This window comes from Rouxiella sp. WC2420, from assembly GCF_041200025.1.
In the GTDB taxonomy this organism is placed as follows: Bacteria; Pseudomonadota; Gammaproteobacteria; order Enterobacterales; family Enterobacteriaceae; genus Rouxiella.
In genome coordinates this window covers 237,938-258,517 of sequence record NZ_CP165628.1, presented here as the reverse complement: position 1 = coordinate 258,517, position 20,580 = coordinate 237,938, and the positions used below count along the sequence as shown (strand labels likewise).

At 49.9% G+C, this 20,580-nt stretch carries 19 protein-coding genes; 8 read left to right on the top strand and 11 right to left on the bottom strand.

Going from position 1 to position 20,580, the window contains the following annotated elements; translation table 11 throughout:
* Nucleotides 1-224: 224 nt before the first annotated feature.
* Complete coding sequence (gene aldA / locus AB3G37_RS01210) at nt 225-1,664, top strand: aldehyde dehydrogenase (protein ID WP_369789470.1); 1,440 nt, start codon at nt 225-227, stop codon at nt 1,662-1,664.
* A gap of 263 nt (nt 1,665-1,927) precedes the next feature.
* Complete coding sequence (locus AB3G37_RS01205; RefSeq protein WP_369789469.1) at nt 1,928-2,395, top strand: DUF3574 domain-containing protein; 468 nt, start codon at nt 1,928-1,930, stop codon at nt 2,393-2,395.
* Nucleotides 2,396-2,447: 52 nt separating this feature from the next.
* On the opposite strand, the gene AB3G37_RS01200 is transcribed toward AB3G37_RS01205, so the two are convergent.
* Both AB3G37_RS01200 and gntT read right to left on the bottom strand, forming a co-directional pair.
* Nucleotides 2,448-3,632, bottom strand: a complete 1,185-nt coding sequence (locus tag AB3G37_RS01200; protein ID WP_369789468.1) for a NupC/NupG family nucleoside CNT transporter — start codon at nt 3,630-3,632, stop codon at nt 2,448-2,450.
* Nucleotides 3,633-3,816: 184 nt separating this feature from the next.
* Entirely contained in the window at nt 3,817-5,133 is a 1,317-nt protein-coding gene (gntT, locus tag AB3G37_RS01195; RefSeq protein ID WP_009635695.1) for a gluconate transporter, read from the bottom strand.
* Between the two features lie 278 nt (nt 5,134-5,411).
* Here gntT and AB3G37_RS01190 point away from each other — a divergent pair, with 278 nt between their 5' ends.
* The gene (locus AB3G37_RS01190; protein ID WP_009635694.1) at nt 5,412-5,945 is read left to right on the top strand and encodes a gluconokinase; all 534 of its coding nucleotides are present in this window, start codon (nt 5,412-5,414) and stop codon (nt 5,943-5,945) included.
* Between the two features lie 41 nt (nt 5,946-5,986).
* Here AB3G37_RS01190 and gntR read toward each other — a convergent pair whose 3' ends face one another.
* Together gntR and AB3G37_RS01180 are read right to left on the bottom strand one after the other, a co-directional pair.
* Complete coding sequence (gene gntR, locus AB3G37_RS01185; protein WP_009635693.1) at nt 5,987-6,982, bottom strand: gluconate operon transcriptional repressor GntR; 996 nt, start codon at nt 6,980-6,982, stop codon at nt 5,987-5,989.
* Nucleotides 6,983-7,204: 222 nt separating this feature from the next.
* Nucleotides 7,205-7,900 (bottom strand): pirin family protein, encoded by a 696-nt coding sequence (locus tag AB3G37_RS01180; RefSeq protein WP_369789467.1) that lies wholly within the window; start codon nt 7,898-7,900, stop codon nt 7,205-7,207.
* Between the two features lie 389 nt (nt 7,901-8,289).
* Here AB3G37_RS01180 and AB3G37_RS01175 point away from each other — a divergent pair, with 389 nt between their 5' ends.
* Nucleotides 8,290-8,694 (top strand): GNAT family N-acetyltransferase, encoded by a 405-nt coding sequence (locus tag AB3G37_RS01175; protein WP_369789466.1) that lies wholly within the window; start codon nt 8,290-8,292, stop codon nt 8,692-8,694.
* 13 nt (nt 8,695-8,707) lie between these two features.
* On the opposite strand, the gene AB3G37_RS01170 is transcribed toward AB3G37_RS01175, so the two are convergent.
* Nucleotides 8,708-9,843, bottom strand: a protein-coding gene (locus AB3G37_RS01170; protein ID WP_369789465.1) for an IS3 family transposase whose coding sequence is annotated in 2 segments (ribosomal slippage) — nt 8,708-9,597 and nt 9,597-9,843 — 1,137 coding nt in all. Because the reading frame shifts where the segments join, the coding sequence is not laid out codon by codon here.
* A 123-nt stretch (nt 9,844-9,966) separates the two neighbouring features.
* A complete protein-coding gene (locus AB3G37_RS01165) occupies nt 9,967-11,166 on the bottom strand; it encodes an MFS transporter (RefSeq protein ID WP_369789464.1) in 1,200 nt (399 codons plus the stop codon).
* Nucleotides 11,167-11,709: 543 nt separating this feature from the next.
* Between AB3G37_RS01165 and AB3G37_RS01160 the strand changes: the two genes are divergently transcribed.
* Nucleotides 11,710-12,840, top strand: a complete 1,131-nt coding sequence (locus AB3G37_RS01160; RefSeq protein WP_369789463.1) for a porin — start codon at nt 11,710-11,712, stop codon at nt 12,838-12,840.
* A gap of 92 nt (nt 12,841-12,932) precedes the next feature.
* On the opposite strand, the gene AB3G37_RS01155 is transcribed toward AB3G37_RS01160, so the two are convergent.
* Nucleotides 12,933-13,199, bottom strand: a complete 267-nt coding sequence (locus tag AB3G37_RS01155) for a LysR family transcriptional regulator (protein ID WP_369789462.1) — start codon at nt 13,197-13,199, stop codon at nt 12,933-12,935.
* Nucleotides 13,200-13,740: 541 nt separating this feature from the next.
* Entirely contained in the window at nt 13,741-14,007 is a 267-nt protein-coding gene (locus AB3G37_RS01150; RefSeq protein ID WP_009635687.1) for a LysR family transcriptional regulator, read from the bottom strand.
* A gap of 392 nt (nt 14,008-14,399) precedes the next feature.
* On the opposite strand from AB3G37_RS01150, the gene AB3G37_RS01145 reads away from it, so the two are divergent.
* Both AB3G37_RS01145 and AB3G37_RS01140 read left to right on the top strand, forming a co-directional pair.
* Complete coding sequence (locus AB3G37_RS01145; protein ID WP_369790866.1) at nt 14,400-15,356, top strand: threonine/serine dehydratase; 957 nt, start codon at nt 14,400-14,402, stop codon at nt 15,354-15,356.
* Nucleotides 15,353-16,315 carry an ornithine cyclodeaminase family protein gene (locus AB3G37_RS01140; RefSeq protein ID WP_369789461.1) on the top strand — a complete coding sequence of 321 codons (963 nt, stop codon included), beginning with the start codon at nt 15,353-15,355 and terminating at the stop codon, nt 16,313-16,315. The genes AB3G37_RS01145 and AB3G37_RS01140 overlap by 4 nt, the downstream gene beginning before the upstream one ends.
* On the opposite strand, the gene AB3G37_RS01135 is transcribed toward AB3G37_RS01140, so the two are convergent.
* The 3 genes from AB3G37_RS01135 to AB3G37_RS01125 form a co-directional block, all read right to left on the bottom strand.
* Nucleotides 16,312-16,947, bottom strand: a complete 636-nt coding sequence (locus AB3G37_RS01135; RefSeq protein ID WP_009635684.1) for a transcriptional regulator — start codon at nt 16,945-16,947, stop codon at nt 16,312-16,314. The two genes, AB3G37_RS01140 and AB3G37_RS01135, sit on opposite strands and share 4 nt — an antisense overlap.
* A 96-nt stretch (nt 16,948-17,043) precedes the next feature.
* Nucleotides 17,044-18,915, bottom strand: a complete 1,872-nt coding sequence (locus AB3G37_RS01130; RefSeq protein ID WP_369789460.1) for an amidohydrolase — start codon at nt 18,913-18,915, stop codon at nt 17,044-17,046.
* A 19-nt stretch (nt 18,916-18,934) separates the two neighbouring features.
* On the bottom strand, nt 18,935-19,510 hold the full coding sequence (locus AB3G37_RS01125; protein WP_369789459.1) for an antibiotic biosynthesis monooxygenase: 576 nt from the start codon (nt 19,508-19,510) through the stop codon (nt 18,935-18,937).
* 123 nt (nt 19,511-19,633) lie between these two features.
* Here AB3G37_RS01125 and AB3G37_RS01120 point away from each other — a divergent pair, with 123 nt between their 5' ends.
* Nucleotides 19,634-20,542, top strand: a complete 909-nt coding sequence (locus AB3G37_RS01120) for a LysR family transcriptional regulator (protein ID WP_369789458.1) — start codon at nt 19,634-19,636, stop codon at nt 20,540-20,542.
* Nucleotides 20,543-20,580 lie beyond the last annotated feature (38 nt).

Sequence of the window (20,580 nt, the reverse complement as noted above, 5' to 3'; positions counted from 1 at the left end):
CCGTCGTTACTGGCGAAATCACAAATGTGCCAGCTAGATTCTGCCGACACACTGATTTTTGCCATCCTGCCCGTTTATGTGGCAATGGCGGAAAGGTTCTACGTCGCAATCTGCGTCATGTTTGAAGAATGAAACAATTTTACCTCAATTAATTAACAGACTGCTTTCATTAACCCGCTTCTGTGACCCATAACTCGATCCACGCGATAACGGAGAATCTGCACATGACCATTATTCAACAACGCATGTATATCGACGGCCAGTTTGTTGAAAACCAGAGTGATAAATGGATTGAGGTGATCAATCCCGCGACCGAGGCCGTAATTTCGCAGGTGCCAGAGGGCAGTGCGGAAGATGCCAGGCGCGCTATCGACGCGGCCCATGCGGCACAAGACGACTGGGAGGCGCTGCCTGCGGTTGAGCGCGGCGCGTGGTTGCATAAAATTGCCCACGGCATTCGCCAGCGCGAGGCTGAACTGACCAACACGATTATTGCTGAAGGTGGCAAGACGCGCGGGCTGGCGCAGACTGAGGTGTTGTTCACTGCCGACTATCTCGATTATGTCGCGGAATGGGCGCGCCGCTACGAGGGCGAAATTGTGCAAAGCGATCGTCCAAATGAAAATATTCTGGTGTTCAAGAAAGCAATCGGTGTGACGACCGGGATTTTGCCGTGGAACTTCCCGTTCTTCCTGATTGCCCGTAAAGCCGCGCCCGCTCTGCTCACCGGCAACACCATCGTGATTAAACCCAGCGAACTGACGCCGAACAACGCGATTATCTTTGCACAGATTGTCGATGAGATTGGCCTGCCGAAAGGTGTGTTTAACCTGGTGACCGGGTATGGTCCGGTCGTTGGCCACGAGCTGGCGGCCAATCCTAAAGTCGGCATGGTTAGCCTGACCGGCAGCGTCAACGCCGGAGTTCAGACCATGATTGCCGCTGCGCAAAACGTCACTAAAGTGTCGCTGGAGCTGGGCGGCAAGGCTCCGGCCATCGTGATGAATGATGCAGATCTGGATTTAGCAGTGAAAGCGATTGTCAGTTCTCGGGTGATCAACACCGGGCAAGTGTGTAACTGTGCCGAACGTTTGTATGTGCAGGAAGGCGTTTACGACGAGTTTATGACTCGCCTGAGCAAGGCGTTCGAGCAGGTAAAATTTGGCGATACGGCACAAAATAGCGACCTCGATATGGGCCCGCTGATCAGTGCCGAGGCGTTGAAACGCGTTGAGGACAAGGTGGCGGCTGCGGTGCAACAGGGCGCCAAAGTGCTGCTTGGCGGCAAACGGGCCGGCGATAAAGGCTTCTTCTTCCAGCCGACTATTTTGACCAATGTTCGCCAAAACATGGACATCATGCAGCATGAGATTTTCGGCCCGGTTCTGCCAGTCACCACCTTTAAAACGCTGGATGAAGTCATCGCGCTGGCCAACGACAGCGAATACGGCCTGACGTCGGCTATTTATACGCAAAACATCAATACCGCGATGACCGCCCTAAAGAAACTGAAGTTTGGCGAAACTTATGTGAATCGTGAAAACTTTGAGGCGATGCAGGGCTTCCACGCTGGATGGCGCAAATCGGGGATTGGCGGTGCGGACGGGCGTCACGGCCTTGAGGAATATCTGCAAACTCACGTAGCGTATTTGCAGTACCAATAGGGGCTTATCAGTCAATCTGCTTTTTTAGGCAGTATTGATTAACAAGGTTTTTTTGCGCGGTCACGGTAGCGATTTTTGCCACCGTGATCCCGCCGATTCCCAATCAAAGGGGATCGCTGTTCTATAAATAGCATGAATTTTCAGTGTGTTGAGTGATTGCGCAGCAGTGATATCCGGCCCTATGATGTCAGTAACGGAAATTTTACCGTGCCGACAGCGCATAATCTGGCGCTGCTGTTGATAGCAATTCACAAGGAATAGCCATGAAAACCCCCGCCCTGCTTGCCGCCATAGTGGCCCTAACCCTGACGGGCTGTGCCGCCACGCACCCTGCGCCTCAAGCCCCTTTTCCGCCCAAAGCTGCCGAAGTTGCTCCACCAGCCGCGCCGGCATTAATGTGTAAAACGGGCAACCTGATGACTCAAACCACGCTTTATTTTGGCCTGAGCCGTCATAACGCCGCGCCAGTAAATGCTAAACAGTGGCAGTCTTTTGTCGATAAAGACGTGACGCCGCGCTTCAAAGACGGTTTGAGCGTGTTTGATGCCAAAGGGCAATGGCTGAGAAGCGAGGGAGTGGTGATTAAAGAAAACAGCAAAGCGCTAATGCTCATCCACGGCACCAGTCCCCAAGAGCAGACAAAAATTGCCGAGATCCGCGATCTCTACAAAAAACGCTTCCAGCAAGATTCAGTCATGCAGGTCGATAGTCCGGCGTGTGTAGATTTCTAAGTAAAAAACCCGGCCAGCAGCCGGGTTGATCATTAAAACGCAATAAAAAATCTTACAGCACCAGCCCCGCGAAAGCCGCAGAAAGCAGGCTGACCAAGGTTGAACCGTAGATTAGTTTCAGCGCGTAGCGCGACACCACGTTGCCCTGATTTTCGTTCAGGCCTTTAATTGCCCCCGCGACAATACCGATAGACGCGAAGTTGGCGAATGACACCAAGAACACCGACAGAATGCCCAATCCGCGCGGTGACAGCTCGGTCGCAATTTTCTTCAAATCAATCATCGCCACAAATTCGTTCGTCACAAGTTTGGTCGCCATGATACTGGCCGATTGCAAAATATCAGGGCCGGGGATGCCAATAAGCCAGGCCAGCGGATAGAAAACGTAACCCAAAATCTGCTGAAAACTGATGCCGAAAATCGCGGTAAACAACGCATTCACTGCGGCAATAATGGCGATAAAACCAATTAGCATCGCCATGATAATCACCGCTACTTTGAAACCTGCGAGAATGTATTCTCCCAGCATTTCGAAGAAACTCTGATCTTCGTGCAGCTTGTCGAGTTTGATTTCTGGCTCATCACCTGCAGGTGTCGGATTGATAATCGAAAGAATGATAAAAGTGCTGAACATGTTAAGGATTAGCGCGGCAACCACGTATTTCGGCTCTAGCATGGTCATATAAGCGCCGACGATGGACAGCGACACGGTAGACATCGCCGCAGCAGCCATTGAATAAAGGCGACGCGGAGAGATTTCCGCCAGCACACCTTTGTAGGCGATAAAGTTTTCCGATTGACCAAGGATCAGCGTACTGACCGCATTGAAGGATTCCAGCTTGCCCATGCCATTAACTTTCGACAGTAAAGTGCCAACAATACGGATTAGCAGCGGCAAAATACGCAGGTGCTGCATAATGCCGATTAACGCTGAAATAAAGATAATCGGGCACAGCACGCCAAGGAAGATAAACGCCAGCCCCGCCTTGCTCATACCGCCAAAAACAAAATCCGAACCCTGTGCCGCATAGGTTAGCAGGTTTTCAAAGAAAGCGGATATCGCAGTAACCACGGCCAGGCCGCTGCTGGCATGCAGAAAAAACCAGGCCAGTAGCCCTTCGATAATGACTAATTGAAGAATAACGCGTGGGCGGATTTTTTTGCGATCGTTACTGAAAATGAAGGCCAGAAAGAAGATGACTACGAGAGCCAGTATAAAGTGAAAAACGGTTGGCATAGGGGGGTTGTCCAGCATCCAAAATTATTTGCCGGTATTGAGCCATAATTTTGAGCCGCTTTCACCTTTCCTGATGATTTATTTACGCTGGAATGATAGTCGGGATGAGTTCTTGAGGGGCAAGGCAGGCCCCTGTCCTAGAGTAAAAACAGGGGCCCGTAAAACCTGACAATGATCTAAAAAGTTACACCACGTTTGAAAGCAGCAGACAACCCACCAGACCACAAACAGAGATGATGGTTTCCAGCACTGACCAGGAACGGATAGTTTCACCGATAGTCAGGTTGAAATACTCTTTGAACAGCCAGAAGCCCGGGTCATTAACGTGAGAGAAAATCACGCTACCGGAACCAACAGCGATAACCATCAGCTCAGGACTGGCACCGGTTGTAGCAATCAGTGGCGCTGCGATACCGCCCGCAGTAATTGCCGCAACTGTTGCAGAACCCAGAGCCAGACGCAAAGCCGCAGCGATGGTCCAGGCCAGCAGGATTGGCGACAACGTGCTGCCCTGCATCAGGCTAGCAATGTATTTATCGACGCCGCTATCAACCAGCACCTGTTTGAAGGCTCCGCCACCGCCGATAATCAGCAACATCATGGCAATAATTTTGATTGAATCGCTGACGGTTGACATTACTTCATCCATCTTGCGACCGCGATTAAGACCAAAAGTGAAGATAGCGATCAGCACGGCGATTAGCGTTGCCATCACTGGATCACCAAAGAACTCGGCGTAATGCAGAATCGGATGCCCTTTAGGGACGATCATCTCGGTGATCGCGCGGAAGGCCATCAGAATAACCGGAACCAGCGAAGTCAATACACTCACGCCAAAACCCGGCATCTCTTCTTCGGTAAAAGTTTTCGGGTTGAACAGGCCCTGTGGAACCGGCTTATCAATGCCTTTAAGGAAGCGCGCATATACCGGACCGGCCAGAATCACCGTCGGAATACCCAAAATTGCGCCGTACAGCAGAGTTTTGCCCATATCCGCATGGAAAATGGTCGCAATCGCCGTTGGGCCTGGGTGCGGAGGCAGGAAGCCGTGCGTTACTGACAACGCCGCCGCCATTGGAACTCCAACGTATAGCAGAGGTAAGCGCGCAGAGGCGGCAACTGAGAACACCAACGGCAGCATCAGCACAAAGCCGACTTCATAGAACAAGGCGAAACCAACGATAAAGCCGGTAATCACCAGCGCCCATTGGATATATTTAACGCCAAACTTGTCGATTAGAGTGGTGGCAATGCGCTGGGCACCGCCGCAGTCGGCCAGCAATTTACCCAGCATCGCGCCAAAGCCCATAATCAGAGCCAGACTGCCGAGCGTACCGCCTACGCCATTTTTGATTGAGGTGATAACTTTATCTACCGGCATCCCCTGCATCACGCCAACTGCCAGCGCGATAAGAATTAACGCGATAAAACCGTTTAATTTGAATCGGATCATAAGCAACAACAGCAGAGCGACGCCTACTGCAACGATGACTAATGGCATAACTTTTTCCCCTTCCGCCCATTTCCTTTCCCTTAACGTATAGCCTGTTTGTGACAGCCCGACAGTTTTAGGTAAGAACATAGTGCGCAGTGATATTTTTTTGTAAGTTTGCGAATTCAGCGCGAGCCAGATCGTCAGACAGCGCTAAAATTTATACAGGTTCCTTTGTGATATTAGTCACACCTCCATTTGTTACCGGTATCATGATACCGGTAACATGCTAATATAAGGAATCACCCGCTTGGGTAAATTCGAAATATGGGACGGAGATCAAACTTATGGCAGGTCAAAGCATCATTTTGATGGGTGTATCGGGCAGCGGTAAATCTACCGTGGGCGCAGCCGTAGCTCGAGCAATCAACGCGAAATTTATTGACGGTGACGATCTTCATCCTCGCGCCAATATCCAGAAAATGGCGAGCGGGCATCCGCTTAACGATGACGACCGCGCCCCTTGGCTCGAGCGTTTAAGTGATGCCGCCTATAGTCTCCAGCACAAAAACGAGACCGGCATCATTGTTTGCTCTGCGTTAAAACGCAGCTATCGTGATGCTCTGCGCAAGGGCAACGATGGGATGATTTTCCTGTATTTGAAGGGCAGCGAAGAGGTTATTTTGCAGCGCCTGAAGGCCCGTGTCGGACATTTTTTCTCCCCTGATATGCTGAAGAGCCAGTTTGCCGCATTGGAAGAGCCGGGTGAAGATGAGCCGGACGTAGTGCGTGTGAATATCGACCATCAGGTGGAAGGCGTGGTAAAGCGTTGCGTGACTGCGCTGGAAAATGCCAAGGCAAAGATTAAAGCTGAGGCCTGATTTTATTCGTTTGCCTCAGCTCGCTTGCCTCAGGGCGACGGTTAAATACTGCCGCCCGCCGAAATAGTAAAGCCGACATCGACCATTTTCGGCACCACTTCTTCACCGCGAAGCCGAGCCAGCAAACGCTCGGCGGTGATTTGCCCCATTCGCTCGCGCGGCGTTAATACGCTGGCGAGTCTTGGCTCCATCGCCTGCCCCATGTTATGTCCGTGAAAACCGGCGATCGCCATCTGTGACGGAATATGCAGCCCCTGACGCAGACATTCAAAGAACGCCCCCGCCGCCAGGTCATCATTGGTACAGAAAATGCTGTCGATTTGCGGATAATCTTTTTGCGCCTGCTTGAGCAGCTCCGCCCCGGCGGTATAGCTGGAAGAGCGGCTGGTCATTACGCTATAAGACTGTAGCCCCGACTCATGCATCGCCTGCTCATAGCCCTGCTGTTTGATCAGGGTACGTTCATCCTGGCGGGCGCCGAAATACACTACGTGGCGGTGTCCGTGAGCAATAATTTGCTGGGTCATCTGCCGTGCAGCTTCAAAGTTGTTAAACCCTACGGCTAAATCTACACACGGCGACACGCAGTCCATCATCTCAACCACCGGAATGCCAGCGACTTCAATCATCTTCAACGTTCTGGCCGAGTGATTACGTTCCGACAAGATTAAGCCGTCGATATTGTAAGAAAGCAGCGACGTCAAACGCTGTTCTTCACGCTCGGCGCTGTAGCCGTAGTGCGCCAGCATGGTTTGATAGCCGTGAATATCCGTCACACTTTCAATACCACGGAGTACTTCTGCAAAAACCTGGTTGGTCAACGATGGCAGCAGCACGCCAATGGCGCGGCTTTTTGCATTGGAAAGAATGTCGGGGGCGCGGTTCGGGATATAGCCCAATTCATCCAGCGCAGCGGCGATTTTCTCTTGCAACAGCAGAGAAACCTGTTCGGGATTACGCAAATAACGGCTAACCGTCATTTTGGTCACACCAACGCGGTCGGCGACGTCCTGAAGCACTGGCCTTTTTTTCTTCATTTTCAATGAACTGGGATAAGAGGAACAAGCATGGATTTTAGCAAAAAATAGCACCATTTGGCACAAAAACAGCGTGCGTCAGGTATCAAAAGGCGAAGTAAAACGATGAATTAGCTTGAAAGACTATTTTATTAAAGCGCACCGTTGGGATGATAGCGGACGGGGCCGCAAAACCCTCCCAAGGTGAGCTTGAACGAGACTGTATTGAAAGTTGCCTGCCTTTTAAACCGGCGGCAGATCAAACAGCAGAATTTCGCTGTCTTCGTCGGCATGCAGCGCCAGCGCGGATTCTTCCCACACAGCCACCGCGTCGCTGGTCGTCATCGCCTGACCATTGACAGTCAGACTGCCTTTAACCACCTGAATCCATACCTGACGATTCTCGGCGATGGCATATTCACCGTCTTCACCTGCTTTGAAGGCCCAGCGGGAAAGCTCCATGTCCTGAAACACTTTCAGCGAACCGTCGCGTGCATCCGGCGACAGCACGAGTTGGCGGCCCTGAGGCGCGTCAAACATGCGCTGATCGTAGCGCGGCTCCAGCCCTTTGGTTTCCGGGATAATCCATATCTGATAAAGATGCAGCGCACGATCGCGGTTGCCGTTGTATTCAGAGTGCTTCACACCGGTACCGGCGCTCATAATCTGAAACTCGCCCGCCTGAATCTGCTCTTTGTTGCCCATGCTGTCTTTATGCTCAACAGTACCGGACAGCACGTAAGTCAGAATTTCCATGTCTTTATGCGGATGCGTGCCGAAGCCCTGCCCGCCGTCGATCACATCTTCATTAATTACCCGCAACGCGGAGAAACCCATAAAGTTCGGATCGTAATAATCGGCAAAAGAGAATGTATGCCAGCTGTCGAGCCAACCGTGATTGGCATGGCCGCGATCTTGTGCTTTGCGTAAGTAGATCATATTCAACTCTCCTCAATGTTTTCTCTAGTCTAGCCAACGGCTGACAATAAGAAAGCGTAAAAACTTAACCCCTCTAATCAGAAAATTTGAATGAGGTTTGCGCTCTGAATCCAAAGGATTTGTGGCTTGAAAGGAGAGAATCAAAATAGCAGGCAAAAAAAAAAGCCAGCACCCGGCTGGCTAAGAAAGACTGGAAGCAATGTGAGCAATGTCGTGCCTCCCAGGGACCCGTTTGGCTAGGGTGAGTAGCCATCCCCGGAACGCATGGCAATAATAATCATTATCATTCGCACTTGTAAAGCACTTTTTTTCATCAATTATTAAATTGACTAAAAAAAATAGACCGATAAATTAAGAGGTTATTCACCAACAGCCGCATGGAGCCTACTATGAGTCAGATTGAGATCCGCCACGTTGAACCTGAGGACTACGCGCAGATTCACCAGCTATATAGCCAGGAACAGGTTTACAGCGATACGCTACAGCTACCGCATCCTGCCACGGCGCAATGGCAAAAACGTAGTGGAGCTCAAGAAGCTGGCGCATACCGACTCGTGGCCTGTTTTGGCGAACGCGTGGTCGGAATGATTGGCTTGCACCTCGAACAAAATATGCGCCGCCGCCATGTGGCAAGCTTTGGCATGGCAGTGCATCCGGATTTTCACGGGCAAGGCATTGGCAGCCAGCTGTTGGCCGCCGCGCTGGACTTGGCCGATAACTGGCTGGGCATCAGCCGCGTCGAGCTTACCGTGTACGTCGATAATCCGGCAGCTGGAGTGCCCACGATCCCTTAGACAGTTTCTGTCCTCACGACGATGCCTTTTCGAAGGCCTCAGGACTGATGCCGCCGAGGTGACTATGACGGCGACTACGGTTGTAGAACACTTCAATGTAATCGAAGATATCAGCCCGGGCCAGATCACGGGTTTTATATATCCGCTTCCTGATACGTTCTTTTTTCAATGAACCAAAGAACGATTCGGCCACCGCATTATCCCAGCAGTTACCACGGCGACTCATGCTTGGCGACAGATTGTTGGCGCGGCAGAACCGCTGCCAGTCATTGCTGCCATATTGACTACCTTGATCACTATGCACGATCACGCTTGCCATCGGTTTACGCCGCCAGACTGCCATCAGTAGCGCGTCCAGCGCGAGTTCACGCGATAGAGTCGACTTCATTGACCAACCCACTACGTTACGGGCAAAGAGGTCAATGACTACAGCCAGATAGAGCCAGCCCTGCCAGGTGCGGATATAGGTGATGTCTGTTACCCAGACCTGATTGGGCTTCATAACCGTAAACTCCCGCTGCACGCGGTTGGGCGCTATCAGTGACGGTCGTCCTCGGGCTCCTCGAGGGATTTTATAACCGTGTATCGCTTGGATCTTGTTTTGCTTCATAATTTTGGCAACGCGGTTTCTACTGCATACTTCACCGATTTCACGCAGATCGCCATGAACCCTGCGATAGCCGTACACGCCGCCACTCAGTGCATAGGAATCGCGGATTAAGCTCAGCAACCTCTGGTTGTCTTTTTGTCCTGCAGACACAGGACAATGAAGCCAGACGTAAAATCCTGCTCGGGCAACCTTCAGAACCCGACACATAACTACGATCGACCAGATTTCACGGTGATCGTTGATAAAGCGGTACTTCAGTCGGGCTCCCTTGCAAAGTACCGCGCTGCCTTTTTCAAGATATCTCGCTCTTCCTCAGTGCGTTTCAGCTGAGCTTTAAGTTTGAGAATTTCCGTTCTGGCATCCAGTAAATCCTGCGTCTGGTGCTCGCTCTTGTCAGGTTTTATCGCCCGAACCCATTTATAAAGGCTGTGCGCCGAGACGCCGAGGCGTTCTGAAACGTCGGTAACAGAATAGCCGCGCTCGGTGACCTGACGAACAGCTTCTTCCTTAAATTCCGGGGTAAATCGTGGTGTGCCCATAAACTCCTCCTATGCTCAAAATATAGGCCAGATTTGTCTATGGGCGCGGGGGCATTCCACGAATGATGGTTAGGAGTTCAACATTCGGGGTTCAGTTCACACATCGGCGGGAAGGTAATTAATCTATTCTATCGCCAGCGTTTTCTCTTTCTGCATTAACCGCAAGACCAATCCGCCGCTCAGACAAACCGCCAACGCCGAAGCCAGATAGATTGACGACACGCCAGCATGAGTCATCAACACACCCGCCAAAGGCCCGGTGATGCCAAGCGACAAATCCATAAATGCCGTGTAGGTCGCCAACGCACTGCCCTGATTCTGCTGCGGCAGCCTTTTAACTGCCACCACCCCCAGTGCAGGGAAAACCAGCGAGAATCCGGCACCGGTAAGCATTGCGCCCAAAAGTGCCATCAGAGGTGCGTGAGCCCCCCACACCAGCAGCAGGCCAAGCGTCTCAAAACAAAAGCAGGTCAGAGCAACTCTCTGCCCGCCAAAACGGTTGATGCTGTTAGGAAAAAGTAACCGCATGCCGACAAACGCCGTACTGAAAAGAGTCAAGGCAAATGCGCCGCCGCTCCAACCTTTCGCGTCATAGAACAGGGTAATAAAGGTGGCGATAACGCCAAAGCCGGTTGAGGCCAGCCCGAGCACCAGTCCGTAGGGCAACACTTTGCCAAGCACCTGGCGAAAAGGAATCACGCTGCTCGCACCCCCGCGCACTCCCTGTTTGCTCAACGCCAGTAAAAATGCGGCCAGCGCTATAGCAATAATGCACACTGACAATGCCACCAACCCGCCGAGATGAACAATCCACACGCCTAATGGCGCACCCACCGCCATCGCCCCGTAGGTGACTACTCCGCTCCAGGAAATGACTTTGCCGATATGCAATGAGCCGACGCGACCAATGCCCCACAGTGTCGAGCCAGTTCCCGCAAAGCTTTGCCCGACGCCCAATACCAGTCGGCCAATGCACAATAGTGCAAGGCTTACCATCGGAGCGCTGTGTTGCCAAACCGCCAACAGGTAAAAGATCCCGCTGACCATGCAGCCAAACAGCCCGATGAGTACCACCTTTTTGGGTCCCAGCTGGTCAGCGTATCGACCCGCGTGAGGACGGCTTAGCAACGTGGCAAAATATTGCATGCTTATCGCCACACCCGCCCAAAATGCGCTAAATCCAAGCCCATCATGGACATAGCCGGGGAGCACCGCCAGCGGCAGGCCAATAGTTAAATAGTTAGCAAAGTTGAAGATCATTATCGCGAGGATTTGCAGATTGATATTGACCGGTCGTTGCATTTTAGAGGCAGGAGGCGACATTAAAGTATGTGATCTCATTAAGCTTTAAGACAAATTGACAGTAAATCTACTGACAAAACCCTGAGAATAACTTTATTCGTAAAGGGCTATTTAATCAACGACTCCCTATTGATGATTTTTTAATGTTTAAAATCATTAAGTTAGATTCTCATTGAGAAATTGACCCATCAACGCATTATATCCATTTTTATAAAACCTTTAATGCTGGGATGGGACGACTCATTGATTAGATCGAGGTATTAATTAAATCAATAAAATTAACACTAAAAGTTAAAAGTATTTATTTTCTGCCAAATAGTTTCACTAACTTTAATTTCAAGACTAATAAAAGAAACAACTCTATCAATTTAATTTATTAACTTTAACGTCACCCCTCTATATTTTAATTATTTAAATATAAAACACCACATTATTGCGCGACATCACAAAGAAAGGAATAAGTTCAAAAATAGTTTTTTATAGTTATGTTTTGCCGGTACCGTAAAGTTCCTTTCGGGATATAAATAACATAATAAATTAAACTAATTTAAATAAGGACTTAAAATGTCAATGCGCAAACCTCTGGCTATTTTCATCTCGGCATTAATGGCAAGCAGCGCGGCCAATGCTGCCGAGATTTATAACAAAGATTCAAACCAACTCGATCTCTACGGAAAAGTCGTTGGGCTTAATTATATTTCAAAAAATAAAAGTGAGCACGGTGACAAGTCTTATGTCCGTTTAGGATTTAAAGGCGTTACCCAAATTAGCGATGAATTAAGCGGTTTCGGTCAATGGGAATATAATATTAAAACCCATAATGCAGAAAGTATGGCCACTGACAGCGCGACACGCTATGCGTTTGTTGGCCTTAAATTTAAGGATTTTGGCTCCATTGACTACGGACGTAACAACGGCGTGCTCTATGATGTCAGCTCCTTCACTGACGTGAATCCCGAGTTTGGCGGTGATAGCTTCACCAAAGAAGACAACTTCATGACTGGCCGAGCAAAAAGTCTGGCCACCTTTAGAACCTCTAATTTCTTCGGCCAAATTGACGGCCTGAGCATGGCTGTTCAATATCAGGGTAAAAACCAGAGTCAGACGCTAGTAACAGGAGATCATAAAGACGATAATGGCGAAGGTTGGGGAGCCTCAACCAGCTATGATTTGGGCTTTGATATAAAACTGGCTGGGGCCTACGCCCGCTCCCACCGCACAGATTTCCAGGCAAGCGATAAGAACGGTCAAACCGCTGAGGCCTGGACCGTGGGTATGAAATATGACAATTCACAGCTCTATCTTGCTGCCATGTATGCTGAAACCAATAACATGACGCGTTTCGGTATTAAGGACAGGCAGTATGCTAATAAAACCCAAAACATTGAATTAGCTGCTCATTACCTGTTTGTTGATGGTCCAGCGGAAGGTTTACAGCCCTCACTGGCCTATATTCAGTCAGTGGGTAAAAATCTTAATGAAGTATCTAATCTTAATGACCAGAGCAAGAATTTCAAAGGTGGAAAACACGACTTAGTTAAATATATTGAAGTAGGAACCAACTACTTCTTTAACAAAAATATGTATACCTATATCGATTATAAAATCAACTTGCTGAAAAAAGACGATTATACGCGTGCGACTGAAGTTAATACGGATAACATTCTGGGACTGGGCTTAGTTTACCAATTCTAAACATCCAACTTACTGACAGCTATTCTTAATCACCCACCGTCGTTACCGAACTTTCTATAACTTGAAAGTTCGGTAACGCTTTTCGTTTCAGGTTATTCAGCCAATTCGGTCAGCCTCAGCTTCAAAGAAGACTCCATCTTTTTAAACTCCAGGGCATACTCATAAAAAATTTCCCCGGCCGCCGTGAGACTAAAAGGGCGAGTTCTTATGAGCAGTTTTTCCCCCATCGTTTTCTCCAGCGAACTGACACGAATAGATAGCGCTGATGTGGTGATGTTCAAAATCTTGGCTGCTTTATCAAAATTTCCATTATCTATGATAGCCAGAAACCCGTTAATACTTTTAGGTTCTAAAAACATGTTAACTCCTTGTTAGCTTTTTAGGATTGAGATCATTTATCACGACTCTACCTTGTTTAATTGTATGTAATACGACATAGAGGGATCATAAAAAGACATGTTATCTCGATAACCTAGAGCTTGATAAAGCCCATTACAGGCAAACCTATGCCACTAAGGTTAAATTCAACAATGCAGTAACATGAATTAATCTCTCTTTTGCGCGAGAAATGAAAATTGCCATAAATTTGGCTAAAACAATACCAAATTTCGCTTAAAATTCTTAAAACGAGTATTTATAAGAGAGAAAAAAGCTACTAGTTAAATAACATTTAACAACTGGGTAGGATAATGATATTCAAGCAATAACATCATCTATTTCATAGTTAAAGGTGCATTTTACTTGTAGGCATAACAAAAAATCCTGAGCGGGAAGATTCTCACTCAGGCTGAATTTCAGATAACCCTGTGCTTGCATAAAAAAATGCTTGTAGACGTTACAGGTAATGGTAATTAAATATATCAATGAATAAATTATAGGTTATTTAAAAAAACCAAATAATTATCCAGAGATTTTTTTAATCTTTTCTTTCAGGCTGTTTTCAAGCTCTCTTAACTTCAATGCATGTTTGTAAAAAACCTCTCCCAAAGCAGTAAGAATAAATGGCCGCTTACGAATTAATAGCTTTTTACCAATCTCACGTTCTAACGAGCTTACTCTAATCGATAACGCTGAGGTGGTGATCCCCAGCGTCTTGGCGGCTTTTTCGAAATTACCATTCTCGATAATAGCGAGAAATCCGTTTATTCCTTTCGGCTCAAATAACATAGTTCGTCCTTTAATAAATAACTCCTGGGGGAATACCTTTAACACTTTCCAGTAATAATAAAATCACTGGATCAGCAAATGACTAGCAAGAGCTATTCATTACGAGTGTTATAAGATAATTAAAATATATAAAACATTCTTCATTTAAATCAGGTGAATAATTCAATTAATCTTCTTGATTCGTCAGATATAATACAACATCAAAGATTAATATTTAATTTGAAGATAGTAAAATCAGTTTATTTGCGAGCCAGCTCACGCCTTTTTAACTCTTTAACACGTTAGAGACGATAATAACCGCATAAAATCGTTGCGCCAAATAGACAAAAAGTCTACTGTGGATAAAATTTCCATAAAAAATCGGAAAATCTATGAACCTTCAAGACGATTCACTGCAAAAACTGGCTGACGCTATTATGCATGCCCATCAGACCCTGCGCCCTCAAGTGGCCGTGACAGCACTGACCCAAAGCGCCGCGCTATCTGCTCAGACCGGTTGTGAAATTTTTTTAAAATGTGAGCATCTACAGCATACCGGCTCTTTTAAATTTCGCGGTGCCAGCAACAAGGTCCTTACGCTCAACGACGAGCAAAGAAAAAAAGGCGTGATTACGGCCTCTTCAGGTAATCACGGGCAGGCGCTGGCGCTGGCAGGATTACGCGCAGGTGTGCCAGTTACCGTTTACACCACCACCAGCGCCTCTCCGACTAAGTTGGAAGCAATCAAAGCCTTTGGTGCCAACGTTATTTCGTTGGAAACCGATCCGCTCAGCGTTGAGCTAGAGGCTGCAAAGCAGGCGAAACTGCAAAATAAGCTATTTATTTCCCCCTATAACGATGCCGATATTATTGCTGGTCAGGGCACCATCGGGGCTGAACTTTTTGAGCAGCTTCCAGACGTCGATGCAGTTTTCGTGGCAGTTGGCGGTGGCGGATTGATTTCCGGGGTCGGTGCCGCTCTGGCGTATTTAAAACCGGGCGTCGAGATTATTGGCTGCTGGCCGGCCAATGCGCCGACGATGCAGCGATCGCTGGAGGCGGGTGAAATAATCGAGATGGAAGAAGAAGATACGCTTTCCGACGGCACCGCAGGCGGCATTGAACCGGGCAGCATCACCTTCCCGCTATGCCAGAAAGTCATCGACAGAACGGTATTGGTTAGCGAACAAGAGATCCGCGAGGCCATGAAAGCCGTGGCTAGAGCTGAACGCTGGATTATTGAAGGCGCAGCAGGCGTCGCGTTGGCCGGTGCTATCAAGTTGGCGGCAGACTATCAGCACAAAAAGGTCGCGGTAATTCTTTGCGGGCGCAATATCCTGCTCGAGAAGTTTATCGAGGCGATGCAATGAAGATATACGACCAAATGCAAATCGTGGGCGCGATAGATATGAAGATCGCCGCACAGCGCATTACCGAAGGCTTTATTGCCTATTCACAAGGGCGAGTACAGGTGCCGCCGGTACAGAATTTTCTCTTCGATCAGGCCAACGGAGATTGCTGTATAAAATCGGCGTGGGTTGCAGGCAGTGACTCATTTACGGTGAAAATCTCTACTGGTTTTTATGATAATCCGGCCAGGGGCTTGCCCAGCAATGACGGCCTGATGCTGGTGATTTCTGCGCTCACTGGCCAGCCGCTGGTATTATTGCAGGACGAAGGCTGGCTGACGTGTATTCGCACCGCGCTGGCAGGCCAAATAGCGGCCAAAGCGTTGGCTCCGTCCTTAGTGACCGGAATTGGCATTATCGGCACTGGCGTACAGGCTCGCATGCAGCTAGAGCAGCTGCAATCCCTTACTTGTTGCCGTCGCGTGACCGTGTGGGGCCGCAATTTGGCAGCCCTCGATGCCTATCGCGATTTTGCCACCTCATTGGGGTTTGAGGTCACCACCACACAGGACTGCCAGCAGGTCGCGCAAAACGCCAACCTGATTGTCACCGCCACGCCCTCTCGTGAGGCACTCCTGCAAAGCGAATGGATCAAGCCCGGTACTCATATCACAGCCGTGGGTGCCGACGGCGGTGGCAAGCAGGAACTCGACGCTAAACTGGTCGCTCGTGCCGAGGTTATCGTTGTCGATTCAGTCAAACAGTGCAGCGAATACGGCGAGATTTCTCATGCTCTAAATCAGGGATTGATCAAGGCAGAACAGTTGGTGGAATTAGGGTTGTTACTGGCAGGCCGCGCTAAAGGACGAGAAAATGATCGGCAAATCACCGTCGCAGATTTAACCGGTGTCGCAGTGCAGGACGCACAGATTTCGGCCTACGCCATGCAGGCCTGCGCAGAAGCTTTACCTGGCCTCTAACTGGTTGATTCTTCTCGCAGTGCCTTGACATATTTATAGACCGTGGCCCTGCCCATCGACAGCACGCTGGCCACATAATCGTAGGCGCTGCGTCCATCAAAAGCACGCTCTTGATACAGCGCCTCAACCAGCTGGCGCTTGTCTTCGCGGCGCAGACTGTTAAGCGCGAGATTATTTTTATTCAACCAGGCGTGCAGGAAAGTATTGATCCGTTCCTGCCAGTCGTCGCGAAACAGCGCTTCCGGCTGCGGCATAATTCGGCTTGCCTGGAAAAACAGATTCAACGCGTCGCGCGCCTGCTCCAGCACCGTATAATTCAGATTGATGCACAGCGCCATTACCGCGCGCCCCTGAGCATCGCGCAGCACGCTGGTGATTGAACGCAGGCGTTGCCCGTCCCAATTGAGCTTTTCGTAAGGACCGATACTTTGTGTCGCGAGGGAGTCGCCGGGCAATTCGTCGAGAGCAGAATCGTCGCCAATCTTGCGTTTGGAAAGGTTGTTGGCGATATGCACCACTTGCTGGGTTTTCAGGTCATGCAAGACGACCTCGGCATGCGGGAAAAGAAGCGTCGCAATACTGTCAGCGATTATTTGATAATTCGTTGGCTGAAACGCGTTGGCACTGCTCATGGTTATTCCCGGTTTTGTCTCGTCCGGTTGATAATACAGTATTAAACTGATGGTCAACATCCCCCGCCGAAATGCGGGGGAATAAAGTTTCCAGCTTTAGAAAGCAAAGCACGAACAGCCGAGCGCGCCCCAGAAGGCATTATTATCCGACACCGGCACGTCGGAGCGCCGTGAGATATCATGCTGATGAACGTGAACACCGCACGGGCCGCTACACTGATGCACCTGCTGCTGCGCCCCCACGCGGGTCGCTGCCTCTGGTGGAGCCGAGCGATAATGGCCCGGCACCTTGACCACTGGCGACCAGTCGGGCAATACCGGAATCGACGGCGGCGCCAGCGGTGAAAATCCTCCGGCCGCGTAAACGATGTTGCCATCTACTACCGTCAACACCGATTCAATCCCCTTGATCTCTTCTTCGCGCACGCTGAAATAATCTTTCGACAGGATGACCAGATCCGCCAGTTGCCCAATTTTGATCTGCCCTTTTTTGCCCTGCTCGGTTGAGAACCAGGCGCTGCCCTGAGTCCAGAGCATCAACGCCGTTTCGCGATCCAGCCGAGCGCTATCATCGTACATTGCCATGCCGCCCACAGTTCGGCCAGACACCAGCCAGTACAGGGCGGTCCAAGGGTTATAGCTAGCGACACGCGTAGCATCGGTGCCTAATCCGACCGGCAGCTCTGCGGCCAGCATTTTCGCCACCGGAGGCGTGTGTTTGGTCGCCTCGATGCCGTAGCGATCGGCAAAATATTCGCCCTGAAACGCCATGCGATGCTGTACCGCAATGCCGCCACCCAATGCCTTCACGCGCTCGATATTGGTCTCGGTAATAGTTTCTGCGTGGTCAAAGAACCAGTGCAGGCCATTGAACGGAATGTCTTTATTGACCTTTTCGAACACGTCGAGCATGCGGCTAATCGATTCGTTATAAGTGGCGTGCAGGCGAAACGGCCAGCGCTGCTCCACTAGATGACGCACCACGCGCTCCAGCTCGTCTTCCATGCCCGGCGCCAAATCGGGGCGCGGCTCAAGAAAATCCTCAAAATCCGCGGCGGAAAATACCAGCATCTCGCCAGCCCCATTGTGGCGATAAAAATCCGTACCTTGTCCCGGCTTGAGCATATCGGTCCAGCGTTCAAAATCCTCAACCTCATGGCCGGGACGCTGAGTAAACAGGTTGTAGGCAATGCGCAGTGTCAGCTGTTTTTTCTCATGCAGCTCCGAGATCACCTGGTAATCTTCAGGATAATTTTGGAAACCGCCGCCTGCGTCAATCGCACTGGTCAGCCCCAAGCGGTTAAGCTCGCGCATAAACTGACGGGTGGAATTAACCTGTTGCTCCAACGGCAACTTTGGCCCTTTAGCCAGCGTGGCATAAAGGATCATCGCATTTGGGCGGGCAATCAGCATACCGGTAGGATTGCCGTTGCTGTCGCGCTGAATTTCACCGCCCGGAGGATTTGGCGTATCGCGGGTATAGCCCACGACTTTAAGCGCCGCGCGGTTTAACAAGGCGCGATCGTAAAGATGGAGAATAAATACCGGCGTATCGGGAGCGGCGGCGTTAATTTCGTCGAGCGTTGGCATGCGGCGCTCGGCAAACTGAAATTCGGTCCAACCGCCCACCACGCGAACCCACTGTGGCGACGGCGTTCTCAGCGCCTGCTCTTTCAGCATACGCAACGCATCGGCCAACGACGGCACCCCTTCCCAGCGCAGTTCGAGGTTGTAATTCAGACCGCCGCGAATTAAATGCAGGTGTGAGTCGTTGAGGCCAGGAATTCCAGTGTGTCCTTTTAAATCAACGATTTTGGTTTCCGGACCGGCAAAGCGCATCACTTCTGCCGCACTGCCTACCGCCAAAAATTTGCCGTCTTTGATCGCCACGGCGTCTGCCAGAGGATTTTCTCGATCAACCGTATGAAACTTGCCGTTGGTAAAAATAAGCGAAGCATTATTATTCATCGTCTATCTCCAAACCCTGTCACCCTTTCGGGATCAGCCAATTTTTCAGTATTCGCGTGACCTGCGGCATCCAGAAGAACACCACCAGCGCCACAACACTGGCATCGTTCAACAGATGCCCCCATAGCGTTCCTTTGGCGATCGGTAAAACCATTCCCCAAAACCACGGAACAAAATTTGTCGAGGGAAAAATCACCCCCAGCGTGACCAGATACTGTTTCCACTTGGCCGGCGAGCGGCCCTTTTTGACCTCCGGCGTAAACCAGAAGGCAGCACCGGGACGGATCTCGAGACGATCGCCGCGATCCTCACGATTGCCGTGATCCAGAAGTCCGCTAGCCTTCTCCACCAATGCCTTGCGCTGCGGGGAATTAATCCAGGCGTAGAGACTGTCCAGACTGTCGAATCTCACCAGAATGGTATACGACGTTTCCCCTGTATTTGGACGAATAACATTAACGCCAAGATGGCCGCTAAAACTTGCTGCCACCGGCATGACTTCATCAAGCCAGGCCTCGTATGCCTGAGTTTTACCGGGCAAAAGGTTATGGGTGATGACCAGCGTGACGTGATTTTTTTGTGCTGAATAATCCACGTTATTTTCCCTCAGAGACGGGTTATCGGCCTTAAAGCTGTTGTTGAAACAATAGGCAAATCCTCGGGTTACTGATAGCTTAAAGTTTTTGAGATGTTGTTGAATATTTTTGGGGAACCGCAAATGAAATTAAGCCTTGAAGCCCTGCTAATACTGGACGCGCTGGAACGCCATGGCTCGTTTGCGGCGGCGGCGGCCACTTTGTTTAAAACGCCATCCGCCCTGAGCTATACGATTCAAAAAATGGAAAGCGATTTAAACATTAAACTGCTCGACCGCTCCGGGCATCGCGCCACTTTTACCAGCACAGGAAAACTGATGCTGGATAAAGGTCGAGTTTTGCTTCAGGCAGTGAGCGAGTTGGAACAAGAGGCGCAATACGTCGAAAGTGGCTGGGAAAGTAATCTGACGCTGGCGCTCGATGCTTCCGTTCCGCTGTCCATTTTGAATCCATTGATTGAACTGTTTTACGAGCAGCATCAGCATACTCAGCTGCATTTCACCCACGAAGTACTGGCTGGAACCTGGGAGGCGCTGTTGTATCATCGCGCCGACATTATTATTGGCGCGGTGCGCGAACCGGTAACTCGCGGCGGCATCGGCTGTACTCCGCTGGGCTGGCTGGAATACGCCTTCGCCATCTCGCCCAGGCACCCTCTCGCAGAGGTCCCGGAGCCGCTGGAAAGAGAGAAAATACGCCAGTATCGCGCCGTGGTGATACAAGATTCTTCAAAGCATAGCACTGGCGCAGACTTGCGTATTTTAGACCGCCAAAAACTATTAACGGTGGCTGATTTTAACGGCAAGCTCAACGCGCAGCTCGCAGGACTTGGCTGCGGTTACCTTCCTCGTTATATGGCCGAACCCTATCTACAATCCGGCAAATTGGTTGAGAAAGTACTGGATGCCGAATGTTATCAGGACATGGCTTATCTGGCGTGGAATGAGAATGCCAGCGGCAACGCGGCAAAATGGTGGATTGAACACCTGAAAAATTTCGCCGGTTTCGCTAAAATTTACTCCACTCGCTGACGAATTCCCGATACCGTCACAGGCCTGAAATAGAAACG

Bases quoted from the DNA above. Each gene is read 5' to 3' on its own strand.
- AB3G37_RS01130 (WP_369789460.1), bottom strand. From the start codon at position 18,915: ATGAATAATAATGCTTCGCTTATTTTTACCAACGGCAAGTTTCATACG.
- AB3G37_RS01175 (WP_369789466.1), top strand. From the start codon at position 8,290: ATGAGTCAGATTGAGATCCGCCACGTTGAACCTGAGGACTACGCGCAG.
- AB3G37_RS01120 (WP_369789458.1), top strand. From the start codon at position 19,634: ATGAAATTAAGCCTTGAAGCCCTGCTAATACTGGACGCGCTGGAACGC.
- gntT (WP_009635695.1), bottom strand. From the start codon at position 5,133: ATGCCATTAGTCATCGTTGCAGTAGGCGTCGCTCTGCTGTTGTTGCTT.
- AB3G37_RS01200 (WP_369789468.1), bottom strand. From the start codon at position 3,632: ATGCCAACCGTTTTTCACTTTATACTGGCTCTCGTAGTCATCTTCTTT.
- AB3G37_RS01160 (WP_369789463.1), top strand. From the start codon at position 11,710: ATGTCAATGCGCAAACCTCTGGCTATTTTCATCTCGGCATTAATGGCA.
- AB3G37_RS01190 (WP_009635694.1), top strand. From the start codon at position 5,412: ATGGCAGGTCAAAGCATCATTTTGATGGGTGTATCGGGCAGCGGTAAA.
- AB3G37_RS01150 (WP_009635687.1), bottom strand. From the start codon at position 14,007: ATGTTATTTGAGCCGAAAGGAATAAACGGATTTCTCGCTATTATCGAG.
- AB3G37_RS01205 (WP_369789469.1), top strand. From the start codon at position 1,928: ATGAAAACCCCCGCCCTGCTTGCCGCCATAGTGGCCCTAACCCTGACG.
- AB3G37_RS01135 (WP_009635684.1), bottom strand. From the start codon at position 16,947: ATGAGCAGTGCCAACGCGTTTCAGCCAACGAATTATCAAATAATCGCT.
- AB3G37_RS01155 (WP_369789462.1), bottom strand. From the start codon at position 13,199: ATGTTTTTAGAACCTAAAAGTATTAACGGGTTTCTGGCTATCATAGAT.
- AB3G37_RS01140 (WP_369789461.1), top strand. From the start codon at position 15,353: ATGAAGATATACGACCAAATGCAAATCGTGGGCGCGATAGATATGAAG.
- AB3G37_RS01165 (WP_369789464.1), bottom strand. From the start codon at position 11,166: ATGTCGCCTCCTGCCTCTAAAATGCAACGACCGGTCAATATCAATCTG.
- AB3G37_RS01180 (WP_369789467.1), bottom strand. From the start codon at position 7,900: ATGATCTACTTACGCAAAGCACAAGATCGCGGCCATGCCAATCACGGT.
- aldA (WP_369789470.1), top strand. From the start codon at position 225: ATGACCATTATTCAACAACGCATGTATATCGACGGCCAGTTTGTTGAA.
- gntR (WP_009635693.1), bottom strand. From the start codon at position 6,982: ATGAAGAAAAAAAGGCCAGTGCTTCAGGACGTCGCCGACCGCGTTGGT.